Below are 13509 nucleotides of genomic sequence, written 5' to 3'. Positions count from 1 at the left end.
GTATTCAGCTTGTAGTATGCGCAGCAACTAAATCATCAAACTTAACCTTATCAGCTTGAGCGTCATGATATTGTTCGAGTATATCTTTTGATGGACAACTTAATTTGGCATCGGCCCTGAGGAAATTAATTTTCTGCTGAGCAAAGGCATTTGGATTAGCATCATAAATTGCCAACATAGCTCCAAAGATATTGGTATTCCAGGATTTATGATAAGTTGCGGCAACACTCCACAAACTGTCATCTGGTTGCTTGTCTATCGAGCACTCAGTAGAAGTTAGTTGCTCCTCAATGACGGTCTCAACCTCTTCTGGGCTTGTAAGCTCTTCATTCGATGCTTCGACTAACTCATTTTTCGCGCTCTGTGGCTCATCTTCTTTGAGCGCAATATCCACTGAATTTTCTTGAGCACTATTAGATTGTGGCAAGCTATTTATAACCAGTGCATCAAAGGTTTTTTTATCTTGATTTGGACTAGTAAATTGCGCCAACGTTTCAGCTGAAGGGCAAGCAAGCTGGCTGTCTGCTTTCAACTTTTTAATGTTTTGATTTATAAATGCGCTTGGATTAGTTTGATAAATTGCCACCATTGCCCCAAATACATTTGTCCCCCATGCTTTGGCATTATTAGAAGCCAAGGTCCACAGAGTATCTGTTGAGGTTTTATTGATCATACAGTCCAATGGGATCTGCACTTGAACAGCTGGGCTTGATAATTCGTTAGACGCTGCAGAAGTGGACGGTTGGTAATCGTATTCGGGCTTTGCTTGGTTTTCTTTGGCAACCGCTTGGTAATTTTGCTTGTAAGTATCAGACGATTTCATGGTCTTGATCGCCACTGGCTGATTATCTTGTAAATTTGCCGAGACCTTATTCACGTCGCCATCAAACAAGCTGACAGGCGAGTATTGCTGCCACTTGCCATCTCGATACTCAGAAACAATCAGTGATGAGTTTGGATCGATAATTTTTTCTTCGCCATGCAATATAAAGGTATTTTCCTTGTGATCATCCACAAGCAGTTTTTCTAGCACTACTGTATTTTTATATTTTTGACGAATATAAAAAGTTAACAGGGAAGCATCATTATGATCACTGACGACATTGACGTTCAGTTTCGGTAATTCACCAGCCTCAAACCCCATTGCTTCAATACCAATATGGCTCACATCAGCAATAACAGATTGGCTTAATGAGCCAATTGCTAACCCCGCTAACGCGAAACATATCTGAGAGATTTTCATGTATTAATCCTTTAACGTTTTTATCTTGGCATACGATTTTTTTCATTTTATTATCGATGCTGAACTGTCTATTGATTGCTATCAAAGATAGATATCACGCATTATGTAACGCAGCACAACTATATAGAATTTATCTCTGTAGCCGCAACAAAATACTGATTAATTCAAAATCTAATCTTTAAAAACCAGCATGCTTGGCCTGCAACGCTTCAAAAGTGCGTCGGTCAACTGACACATCATGATATTGCGCCAAAATATGTGCTGCTGGACAATTTAATGACACATCTTTACGTAACAAGTGGATACGTTGTTTAGAGAACGCGTGTTGATTCGCTTCATATAGGGCGAGCATTGCCCCATAAACATTGGTGTTCCATTGTGCTTTATACCTGTTGGCAATTTTCCATAAGGTTTCAGAGTCAGATCTATCCACATTGCAATTTTGGACCATCGCGGGTAATTGCATGATATCTGCAAGGGGGCTCGTCTCTTTGACTAATTGATGCTTAGCGCTATTTGTTACAACAGCCTTTTGGGGCGTTAATTGTGGCTGGTGGGGCTGCAAACTGGGCGTTAAGGCCGCCGCATTATTCGATTTAGGTGCATCAAATATTGGTAAAGCCGCTATTTGAACCCAATCTGCATTTCGAAATATCGACACACTTAGTGTAGCATGGCTGTCGGTTATATTAGTGTTCCCATGTAAATGGATTAAATAGGGGTTAATTCTGTTAGCCACAAGTGTTTGCTCGACAGCGTATTGACCACTTCCTTGCTTAATAATGAAATAAAACTGATTTAAATCTTTGTGTTTTGAAATAAAATTCACTTTTAAAGAGGGAACTTGGTTTATATCAAACTGACGGCTATTAATACTGACATGTGAGACTTCAGCAGATAACATACTGCAATATAAAGTCATTATTAACATTAGGCTTTTAATAATTAACCTAAGTTTATTCATTTTTTCACCCTGTTTTAAATTCGGATTATTATATTTATCTGATAACGTTACACTAATTACCTCTTAGAATGAACATCCTACATTGCCTTTTGGAAATCTATGCCTGTGTATGTTGAAGTTGCCTTACCCGTCCCACTGCGAACAAACTTCAGTTATGGTGTTGCTGAAAAACACCTATCTGCTATTGCCGTTGGTTTACGGGTTAAAGTGCCTTTCGGGCGCCAGCAACTGATTGGCTTAATCACTGCGATCAAAGATGAGTGCAACTTAGCCGAAAATCAAATCAAAAACATCACTCAGGTTCTCGATACCCAAGCTATATTGCCAGATGCGTTATATAAATTAACGCTATGGGCAGCCCGTTATTACTTTACCAGCCAAGGGCAAATGCTCAGCCAGGCGTTACCGGTTGCATTACGAAAAGGTGCCGATACCGCCCCACAAGAAATAACTCAATATACTTTAAGTCACCAAGGCCTAGCTGCACAAACTAGCCTACTAAACCGAGCACCTGCACAAAAAAAATTATTCGACGCCCTTAAAAAACACCCCATAACCCATGACGAATTTATCAGCCTTGAATACAGTAAAGCGGCCTTAAAAGCATTAGAGGATAAAGGCTGGGTTGAGCGTAAAGCACAAACAATCGCAATTGATTTAAGCTGGCGTCGGCAACTCGACATCACTGAAACACCCCATAAACTGAACAAACAACAGGCGGTTGCAGTATCGATACTCAATCAACAACAGGGTTTTAATTGCAGTCTGCTTGAAGGCGTAACCGGGTCTGGTAAAACGGAAGTTTATTTATCAGTGCTTGAAGCAATTTTAAAACAAGGCAAGCAAGCGCTTATTTTGGTGCCTGAAATAGGCTTAACACCTCAAACCATCAACCGATTTAAACGGCGCTTTGCTGTCAACATTGCGGTGATCCACTCAGGTTTAACAGACAATCAACGCCTCGACGCTTGGCGTCAAGCAAGAAGCGGGCAAGCCGCCATTATTATTGGCACCCGTTCGGCTCTGTTTACGCCCATGTTATTTCCCGGAATTATTATTTTAGATGAAGAGCATGATGCCAGTTTCAAGCAGCAAGAAGGCGTGCGCTACCATGCACGTGATCTAGCCGTTATGCGTGGCCATTACGAAGATATTCCGGTCATATTAGGGACAGCCACCCCTTCATTAGAATCATTACAAAATGCCATATCAGGACGTTACCACCACTTAATATTAGCTGAGCGAGCCGGAGCGGCGCAAAAGGTAAAACAAGGGATTATTGATATCACCAACCAACCACTTAAAAATGGCATGTCACCATCCCTAATTAATGAAATGCGCATGCATCTGGATGCGGGTAATCAGGTGCTATTATTTTTAAACCGCCGCGGCTTTGCACCAGCCCTGTTATGCCATGAATGTGGTCACTTGCATGAATGTGATCGCTGCGACGCTTTTTTTACCGTGCACCAAGGCTTAAATGAAATTTGCTGTCATCATTGTGGAAATCAATATGCGATCCCTAAGCAATGCCACCAATGCGGTAGCACCATGTTGATGGGGCATGGTTTGGGCACAGAACAGCTAGAGCAAGCACTTACTGCCTTATTTCCAAATTACCCAGTGGTGCGTATCGATCGCGATACCACCAGACGCAAAGGTTCACTCGAAAAACAACTGCATGGCATTCATAAAGGCGAATACAAAATACTTGTCGGCACCCAAATGCTGGCTAAGGGGCATCATTTCCCGGACGTCACCTTAGTGGGTTTATTAGATGTAGATGGGGCATTATTCAGCGCAGACTTTCGTGCCCCAGAACGCTTTGGCCAGCTATACACCCAAGTGTCAGGGCGGGCCGGTCGAGCAGACAAGCCCGGCAAAGTGCTTTTACAAACCCACCAGAGCGACAATGTCTTGTTGCGCAGTTTATTACGTCAGGGTTATGGCGATTTCGCCCGCGAACAGCTAAAAGAAAGGCAGTTGGCGCAACTTCCTCCCGCTTGGCACATGGTACTTATTCGCGCTGAAGCTCATTCAGCTGCCGACGCGGATGAGTTTCTAACTAAAGTCAGTCAGCTTTTACCCCAAGACAAAGCATTTGAAATCATTGGCCCTATTCCCGCGCCATTAGATCGTAAAGCGGGTAAATATCGTCGCCAGTTGATGTTTCAAGCGAAAACACGTCACAGGCTTCAGGTCGAGTTTGAAAAAATCATCAACTTAATCGAGCAACTACCTGAAACCAAGAAATGTCGTTGGAGTATCGATCGCGACCCACAGGATTTAATGTAATTCAGCGGAATTAGGCCAGTTAACGGGCTAAGAATGATGAATCGTAAAAAATTCCGTCAAGTACATAGCAATTTACCCCCAGAAGCGGCTAAAATATGCGGTTCTGTCGTGTCATTCATTAACGAATTTAGTGCAAGCAAAGGCCCATGAAATCACATATTGAATCTTTACTACAACAAACCATCGCCTCGTTCCAACAACAAGGTATTGTGCCAGCTGATTTTCAAGCGCGTATTCAAGTGGACCGCACTAAAGATAAAAGCCATGGTGACCTAGCCACCAACCTTGCAATGATGCTGACTAAAGTTGTCGGTAAACCGCCACGCGAAGTCGCCCAGCTTATTATCGACACGCTACCAAAGTCTTCGCATGTGGCGAAAGTGGATATTGCCGGCCCAGGTTTTATTAACTTTTTCATTGATGACAATGCGCTAGCCAACCAATTACAACAGGCACTTAATGATGACCATTTAGGTGTACCATTACCCGCCAAGCAAAATATCGTCGTTGACTACTCTTCTCCTAACCTCGCTAAAGAAATGCACGTTGGTCATTTGCGCTCAACCATTATTGGTGACAGCGTCGTACGCGCATTGGAATTTTTAGGACATAACGTTATTCGTCAAAATCACGTTGGCGACTGGGGCACCCAGTTCGGCATGTTGCTCGCCTATATGGAAGAATTACGAGCGGCTCAAGGCGAGCAAGCCACCCTAGAACTATCTGATTTAGAAAACTTTTACCGTGCTGCCAAAGTTCGCTTTGATGAATCAACCGAGTTCGCAACTCGTGCACGCCAGTTAGTGGTAAAGCTACAATCGGGTGATACTTACTGCAATAAATTATGGCGTGAGTTTAATGATATCTCACTTAGCCATTGTTTGGACGTATACCAGCGTTTAGGCGTTAGCTTAACCCGCGAAGATGTCCATGGCGAAAGTGCCTACAATGCCGATTTAGATCAAGTTGTTGCTGACTTAGATGCCCAAGGTTTATTGACCGAAAGTAACGGCGCCAAAGTCGTATTTCAAAATGAATTTAAAACCAAAGAGGGTGAACCTCTTCCAGTTATCATTCAAAAAGCCGATGGTGGTTATTTGTATGCGACGACAGACTTAGCCGCAATGCGTTATCGTTCAAATGTACTCAAAGCGGATCGTGCATTGTACTTTGTTGATTTACGTCAAGCGCTGCACTTCCAACAGGTATTTAACCTTGCACGCCTAGCTAAATTTGTTCGTCCAGAGATGACATTAGAGCACACAGGTTTTGGCACCATGAACGGCGAAGACGGCCGCCCATTCAAAACCCGTAGCGGCGGCGTCGTTAAGCTAGTTGATTTACTCGATGAAGCCAATGTGCGCGCGCTGGAATTAGTCCGCAGTAAAAACCCTGATATGGATGAGCAAACCTTAACTGAAATTGCACGGGTAGTGGGGATCAGCGCGGTTAAATATGCTGACTTATCCAAAAACCGCACCAGCGATTACATTTTCAGTTTTGAACAGATGCTCAGTTTTGAAGGCAACACTGCGCCTTATCTTCTTTATGCCTACACTCGTGTAGCAGGCATTTTCAAGCGCGCTGAAGACATCGACTTAAGTCAGGCTAAAATTGTTCTTGAGCATGAAAAAGAAAAAGATTTAGGCACTAAACTGGCTCAGTTTAATGAAGTTCTTATTCGCATGACAGATAAAGGTCAGCCACATGTTTTATGTGCCTACCTCTATGAGCTGGCCAGCGAGTTCTCAAGCTTCTACGAAGCTTGCCCCGTTCTGGCGGCCGACACCGACGCGCAAAAACAAAGTCGTCTGTTATTAGCCCAATTAACAGCTAACACCTTAAAAACTGGCTTATCGTTATTAGGCATTGAAACCTTAGAGCGCATGTAAATATGAGCCGAGATTATGCCAATCGCAAACCTAAATCGGCCGCAAAAGCCAGTAAAGGGGCGCGTTCGTCAAAACGTAAAGGATCGTCAAGCAACATGCCCTTGATACCTTGGTTACTTGCCATAGTATTAGTGTCTGGGTTTGGATACTTTTTGTGGACCATTAAAGGCAGCTCAGAGGACGCAGCCCCCGCAGTGAACGCTGCGGCAAAGTCGACATCCACCGACAAGCAAACTAAGCCTGTCGTGGCCAAAAAAGATCCCAACGCGTTACCGCCAAAACCTCAAGAAGAATGGACTTATCTTGAAGAGTTAGAAAATAAAAGTGTCGACGTTGATGTCCCTAATTCAGGGGTAGTTTCTAGCGGTTTATATCAAATGCAATGTGGCTCTTTCCGCCAAGAAAGCCAGGCAAATGAAATGAAAGCACGCATAGCGTTCATGGGAATGGAAGCACAAGTCAAACGCTCTGAAGGCGCCAACGGCATATGGTATCGAGTCGTTTTAGGGCCATTCGAAAGCAAACGCGATGGTGAGCGTGGCCGTCATAAAATGCAAAAAGCAGGCATCAACACCTGCCAAATTTGGCTATGGCAATAAAGTAATATAACACCTCAAAATAAAAGCCCGAGACATCGGGCTTTTTCATAAACGAATGTTAACCTTTCTAACTTGAAAACCAGCAACCACTCCCCCATATCCTTTATATCAATTAGCAGAAGGCTTTTTATCCTTGCTAAATTTAGTGAAGAGGATTTACTGTGACTACAATCGTATCTGTACGCCGTAATAACCAAGTTGTCATCGCAGGTGATGGCCAAGTGTCTTTGGGCAACACTGTAATGAAAGGCAACGCACGTAAAGTACGCCGTCTTTATAACAACCAAGTATTAGCAGGTTTTGCTGGCGGTACAGCTGATGCATTTACTTTGTTTGAACGTTTCGAAACTAAACTTGAAATGCATCAAGGCCACTTACTTAAGTCTGCCGTTGAACTGGCTAAAGATTGGCGCACCGACAAAATGCTGCGTAAGCTAGAGGCCATGTTAGTGGTTGCAGATACCAAAGAGTCATTAATTATTACGGGGAACGGTGATGTTGTTCAACCTGAACACGATTTAATTGCCATTGGTTCTGGTGGTAATTACGCCCACGCCTCTGCCCTTGCGTTATTGCAAAATACCGAATTAAGCGCCCGTGACATTGCTGAAAAATCACTGACTATCGCTGGCGACATTTGTGTATTCACCAATCAATTCAAAACCGTTGAAGAGCTGAATTATTAATTCGAGCGAAAGGAAAAATTATGTCTGAAATGACCCCTCGCGAAATTGTCCATGAACTCGATTCGCACATTATTGGCCAAAAAAATGCCAAACGCTCGGTTGCGGTAGCCCTTCGTAATCGCTGGCGCCGTATGCAGCTTGAAGCTTCATTGCGCCAAGAAGTCACCCCAAAAAATATTCTAATGATCGGCCCAACGGGTGTCGGTAAAACTGAAATCGCTCGCCGTTTAGCTAAATTGGCTAATGCCCCTTTCATTAAGGTAGAAGCCACTAAATTTACCGAAGTGGGTTATGTCGGCAAGGAAGTTGAGCAAATCATTCGTGATTTAACAGACTCAGCGGTGAAAATGACTCGCGAACAGCAAATGAAAAAATGCCGTTTTCGTGCCGAAGAACTGGCAGAAGAACGTATTTTAGATGCGCTACTGCCTAAGGCTAAAGAAGATTGGGAAACCGAGAAAAAAGACGATTCAAATACGCGTCAAATCTTCCGTAAAAAGCTGCGTGAAGGCCAGTTAGACGATAAAGAAATTGAAATTGATGTTACAGCGCCGCAAATTGGGGTTGAAATCATGTCACCTCCAGGCATGGAGGAAATGACTAATCAGCTTCAAGGCTTATTCCAAAATTTAGGTCAGAACACATCTAAGCGTAAGAAGATGAAAATCAAAGACGCTTATAAACAGTTAATTGAAGATGAAGCAGCAAAGTTAGTTAATCAGGAAGATTTAAAAGAACAAGCCATCGAGTTAGTCGAACAGCATGGCATCGTGTTTTTAGATGAAATTGACAAAATTTGTAAACGTGGTGAAACCTCTGGTCCTGATGTATCGCGTGAAGGTGTGCAACGCGACCTTCTACCTTTAGTCGAAGGTTGTACGGTAACCACCAAGCACGGTATGGTAAAAACAGACCATATTTTGTTTATCGCCTCAGGTGCATTCCAGATGTCAAAACCATCTGATTTGATCCCTGAATTACAAGGTCGTCTACCTATTCGCGTTGAGTTAGATGCGTTATCTGCTAACGATTTCAAACGTATTTTAACTGAACCACATGCTTCACTGACCGAACAATACGTGGCCTTAATGGGCACTGAAGGTGTAACAGTTGAGTTTGTTGAATCAGGGATTGAGCGTATAGCAGAAGCCGCCTGGCAAGTGAACGAGCGCACTGAAAATATCGGCGCGCGTAGACTGCATACGGTAATGGAAAAGCTGATGGAAGAGATATCCTATGATGCCTCTGAAAAATCCGGTTCAACTTTTGTGATTGATGCAGAATATGTTAATAAGCACTTAGATACCTTTGTACAAGATGAAGATCTAAGCCGCTTTATTCTTTAGTCACTGGATCACTATCAAGCTTAAATGATGTCTTAACATGTCACGTTTAGGCATGATAAAAATGGGATTAACGCCAAAATCGAGTATGATTAAAATCCTCGATTTATCGTTAATCCTTTTTTATGGTAACCACTTTTTATAGGTAATAACATGTCAGAAGCTACGCCAAACGTGATTGGCATTAAACTAAAGCGTAAGTCTAAGTTGTTAGAAGTGAGCTTTGACAACGGCGAAATGTTTAACATCAGCTGTGAAATGCTCCGGGTGCACTCACCATCTGCTGAGGTTCAGCAACATGGTAACCCGATTTTAGTGACCCACAAAAAAGAAGTTAACATCAACGCAATTGAAGCTGTTGGCAATTATGCAGTAAAAATTGTGTTTGACGATGGCCATGATACTGGGCTGTTTTCATGGAAAATTCTTTATGAATTAGGTAGTCATCAAGTGGAAATTTGGGAACGATATTTAGCACGTCTTCGAGCAGAGAAAGGATCTCGCGAAGCATTGATTTCGATGAATATAAAATATTCGTAATGACAAGCTAGAAGCAGAATATTGTGTTCTTGCTTCTAGCAAAGAGCAACTCATTATAGCAAGTTAATTGGTTTGATAATAATAAGCTTTGGGCGTTAGCTCGATCACATCTTCATACTCAAAACCTAACGTATTTCGTTGTCCAACTTTTGGTTTATCGGCAGATTGTTCAATGACCATTACCCCCCAATGGTTATTACTTATGCCGCCAAAAATAACGTTCACCCCGATATTAGTCTCACGAACAATAGCAGCAACATTATATTGAGCCATAATATTTCTCACTGCAATTGACCGATCTGAACATGTATTGCAACTTGTTAATTCTTCAGTGCTTTTATATTCTGACCAATTGGCTGAAGGCACAAAACCTGCTACTGCAGAAGGCTGATATTGAATAATGCCCGACGGGGTATAAAAATCATTATTAATTCGATAAACATCATCGGTTGTTCTTTGTACAATGAGAATATCTTCATTCTGATTGAAAAACTCACCTACTTTAGCTTGTTCCTTCATGAATTGATTAATCACTGTCATTCTCATTTTTCTGCAGGTCGAATTTTGACACAATACCCTGTTAGGTAAGCCGACAACAAACTGCTCTCTAGCTTTAAATATCGCCTGACCCATTACCCCTAAATTAAAATTAGTGAACTGGTTTTTATCAATTAGTGACGTAAATTTTGTCGGCTGGATATCTAACAAACTATAGGGTGAGGCCAAACCCATTAAGATTTCTGGGTCACCATTTTTAGGTAATAAGCTACGTAAGGTATCAATGGTTGCAATGTATTCTTTATCTGTATCGACGGACAAAAAACTGGGTAAGTTGTTTGCTGTAGCGAGTATTGGCAAGAGTAATAGTAAATATATGGCCTTCATGAATGACAAAAATCCTTTTAAATTAAAAACAAAATGATAACAGATAACGGATAGCGGGTAACGGGTAACGGGTAACGGGTAACGAGTAACGAGTAACGAGTAACGAGTAACGAGTAACGAGTAACGAGTAACGAGTAACGAGTAACGAGTAACTCAATGATTTTAAATCATATTTATAAAAATATTACATTACATCTAAAAATAAAGTCAATTAAAAATAAATAAAATTGAGTTTTTCCGCCAACAAAAATGCCAGCATTTCTGCTGGCATTTTAGTTCCACAATTAACTACTTCAAGCTTAAACCGCTGATTGAATAATCACGCTTCCCGCTTTCTTAGTGTAAGAGTCGATTTGGTCGAAGTTCAAGTAACGGTAAGTATCAGCTGCTGTTGCATCTAATTCCTTCGCGTATTCTTGATACTCTTCAACTGAAGGTAAACGACCTAATAACGCTGCTACTGCCGCTAACTCAGCTGAAGCTAAGTATACGTTTGCGCCAGTACCTAAACGGTTAGGGAAGTTACGAGTTGAAGTTGAAACAACGGTTGCGCCTTCAGCAACACGCGCTTGGTTACCCATACATAATGAACAACCTGGGATCTCAATGCGTGCACCAACGCGGCCAAAGATTGAGTAGTAACCTTCTTCAGTTAACTGATCTTTGTCCATCTTAGTTGGTGGTGCAATCCATAAACGTGTTGGTAGTGTTTTAGCAAACTTGTCTAACATCTTACCGGTCGCACGGAAGTGACCGATGTTTGTCATACAAGAACCCACGAACACTTCGTCAATCTTAGTTTGTGCAACGCTTGATAACAGTACTGCGTCATCAGGATCGTTTGGTGCACAAAGAATTGGCTCTTTAATTTCGTTTAGGTCGATTTCAATAATTTCAGCGTATTCTGCATCTTTATCAGCTTCCATTAATACTGGGTTAGCTAACCAATCTTGCATTGCTGTGATACGACGTTCAATGGTACGACGATCGCCGTAACCTTCGCTGATCATCCACTTTAACATGACGATGTTAGAGTTTAGATATTCAATGATTGGCTCTTTATCTAGCTTAATGGTACAGCCTGCTGCACTTCGTTCTGCTGATGCGTCAGATAATTCGAATGCTTGTTCAACTTTAAGTTTTTCAAGACCTTCGATTTCTAATACACGGCCAGAGAAAGCATTGATTTTGCCTTTTTTCTCAACCGTAAGCAGACCCATTTCAATCGCTTTAAGTGGAATGGCATGTACTAGGTCACGTAAAGTGATACCTGGTTGCATTTCACCTTTAAAGCGCACTAAGACTGATTCAGGCATATCAAGTGGCATAACGCCAGTTGCTGCAGCAAATGCCACTAAGCCAGAACCTGCTGGGAAAGAAACACCAATTGGGAAACGCGTATGTGAGTCACCACCAGTACCTACGGTATCTGGAAGTAACATACGGTTTAGCCATGAGTGAATAACACCATCGCCTGGACGAAGTGATACACCGCCACGGTTCATGATGAAATCAGGTAATGTATGGTGAGTATCAACGTCAACTGGCTTTGGATAAGCCGCTGTGTGACAGAAAGATTGCATGGTTAAATCAGCACTAAAACCTAAACACGCTAAATCTTTTAGCTCATCACGGGTCATTGGGCCTGTGGTATCTTGCGAACCCACTGAGGTCATTTTAGGCTCACAGTATTGGCCAGGGCGAACACCGGCAACACCACATGCTTTACCCACCATCTTCTGTACTAAAGTGTAACCTTTGCCAGTGTCTGCAACATCTTGTGAACGTACAAAGACTTTAGATACATCTAAGCCTAGCGTTTCACGTGCACGGTCAGTTAAGCCACGGCCAATGATTAATGGAATACGGCCACCAGCGCGAACTTCGTCTAATAACACTTCCGTTTTTAATTCAAACGTAGAGATGACTTCATCAGAGCCAGCACGTTTAACAACGCCTTCGTATGGATAAATGTCGATAACATCGCCAGTTTCCATCTTATCTACGTTAAGTTCGATGGGTAATGCGCCAGCATCTTCCATAGTGTTGAAGAAGATTGGTGCAATTTTGTTACCTAAACAGAAACCACCAGCACGTTTGTTTGGTACATAAGGGATATCATCGCCCATGAACCATAGTACTGAGTTAGTGGCTGATTTACGTGAAGAACCCGTACCCACTACATCACCAACATAAACCAGTGGGTGACCCTTGCCTTTAAGGGCTTCGATTTCTTTAATTGGACCGACTACGCCTGGTTGATCAGGTACGATACCGTCACGGGCGTTTTTCAGCATAGCTAGCGCGTGAAGTGGGATATCAGGACGTGACCATGCGTCTGGTGCAGGAGATAAGTCATCAGTATTGGTTTCACCGGCCACTTTGAATACTGTTAATGTGACTTTGTCAGCTAACTTTGGACGATTTAAGAACCAATCTGCATTAGCCCATGATTCAACCACTTGTTTAGCAAAAGCGTTACCAGCTTGCATTTTCTCAACCACGTCATGGTAAGAGTCAAACATTAATAAGGTGTTTGATAATGCGGTAACGGCGATAGGAGCTAATGCTGGATTATCTAATTGAGCAATTAATGGCTCAATGTTGTATCCGCCTTGCATAGTACCTAGTAATTCGGTAGCGCGCTCTGCAGATAGAATTGGCGACTTAACAGTGCCTTTAGCTACTGCATCTAAAAAAGCCGCTTTAACATAGGCTGCTTCATCCACACCCGGTGGAATACGGTTTTCTAATAAGTCGAGGATCACGGCCTCTTCACCAGCAGGTGGAGTCTCAACTAACTTCACTAACTCAGCCACTTGTTGTGCATCTAATGGCTTAGGGACAACACCCTCTGCAGCACGCTCTGCGACGTGTTTACGATATGCTTCTAGCACGGCAACATTCCTCTTTGTTTGACGCCTTACGGCAAAACTCAACGTCAGTTTTAGTCACGCTGAAATTCCACAGGTTCGGGCTTGAAATCCGACCCCCAGTATACTACAGCTTTAAAAAAGTATGAATCAGCTCACACTATTACGCAGATGAAATCTACTGGATTT

10 protein-coding genes are annotated in these 13509 nt (G+C 42.5%); 6 read left to right on the top strand and 4 right to left on the bottom strand.

Going from position 1 to position 13509, the window contains the following annotated elements:
• Positions 1–4 precede the first annotated feature (4 nt).
• Entirely contained in the window at positions 5–1243 is a 1239-nt protein-coding gene (locus tag IEY03_RS13255; protein ID WP_188842487.1) for a FimV/HubP family polar landmark protein, read from the bottom strand.
• Positions 1244–1421: 178 nt separating this feature from the next.
• A complete protein-coding gene (locus IEY03_RS13250; RefSeq protein ID WP_188842485.1) occupies positions 1422–2207 on the bottom strand; it encodes a FimV/HubP family polar landmark protein in 786 nt (261 codons plus the stop codon).
• Positions 2208–2306: 99 nt separating this feature from the next.
• Between IEY03_RS13250 and priA the strand changes: the two genes are divergently transcribed.
• The 6 genes from priA to IEY03_RS13220 all read left to right on the top strand — a co-directional run bounded on the left by priA (position 2307) and on the right by IEY03_RS13220 (position 9562).
• Entirely contained in the window at positions 2307–4502 is a 2196-nt protein-coding gene (gene priA / locus IEY03_RS13245) for a primosomal protein N' (protein ID WP_188842483.1), read from the top strand.
• A gap of 146 nt (positions 4503–4648) precedes the next feature.
• Positions 4649–6394, top strand: coding sequence for an arginine--tRNA ligase (argS, locus tag IEY03_RS13240; RefSeq protein ID WP_188842481.1), 1746 nt, complete (start codon positions 4649–4651; stop codon positions 6392–6394).
• Positions 6395–6396: 2 nt separating this feature from the next.
• Positions 6397–6993, top strand: coding sequence for an SPOR domain-containing protein (locus IEY03_RS13235; protein WP_188842479.1), 597 nt, complete (start codon positions 6397–6399; stop codon positions 6991–6993).
• Positions 6994–7154: 161 nt separating this feature from the next.
• Complete coding sequence (gene hslV / locus IEY03_RS13230; protein ID WP_188842477.1) at positions 7155–7679, top strand: ATP-dependent protease subunit HslV; 525 nt, start codon at positions 7155–7157, stop codon at positions 7677–7679.
• A 20-nt stretch (positions 7680–7699) separates the two neighbouring features.
• Positions 7700–9025, top strand: coding sequence for an ATP-dependent protease ATPase subunit HslU (gene hslU, locus IEY03_RS13225; protein WP_188842475.1), 1326 nt, complete (start codon positions 7700–7702; stop codon positions 9023–9025).
• 150 nt (positions 9026–9175) lie between these two features.
• On the top strand, positions 9176–9562 hold the full coding sequence (locus tag IEY03_RS13220) for a gamma-butyrobetaine hydroxylase family protein (RefSeq protein ID WP_188842473.1): 387 nt from the start codon (positions 9176–9178) through the stop codon (positions 9560–9562).
• A gap of 63 nt (positions 9563–9625) precedes the next feature.
• Here IEY03_RS13220 and IEY03_RS13215 read toward each other — a convergent pair whose 3' ends face one another.
• Together IEY03_RS13215 and acnB are read right to left on the bottom strand one after the other, a co-directional pair.
• Positions 9626–10447 (bottom strand): hypothetical protein, encoded by an 822-nt coding sequence (locus IEY03_RS13215; protein ID WP_188842471.1) that lies wholly within the window; start codon positions 10445–10447, stop codon positions 9626–9628.
• Between the two features lie 299 nt (positions 10448–10746).
• Entirely contained in the window at positions 10747–13344 is a 2598-nt protein-coding gene (gene acnB / locus IEY03_RS13210; protein WP_188842469.1) for a bifunctional aconitate hydratase 2/2-methylisocitrate dehydratase, read from the bottom strand.
• Positions 13345–13509: the final 165 nt, after the last annotated feature.

Source organism: Shewanella aestuarii (genome assembly GCF_014647215.1).
In the GTDB taxonomy this organism is placed as follows: Bacteria; Pseudomonadota; Gammaproteobacteria; order Enterobacterales; family Shewanellaceae; genus Shewanella; species Shewanella aestuarii.
Note: the sequence above shows the minus strand (reverse complement) of the source record. Positions and strands in the feature narration are given on the sequence as shown.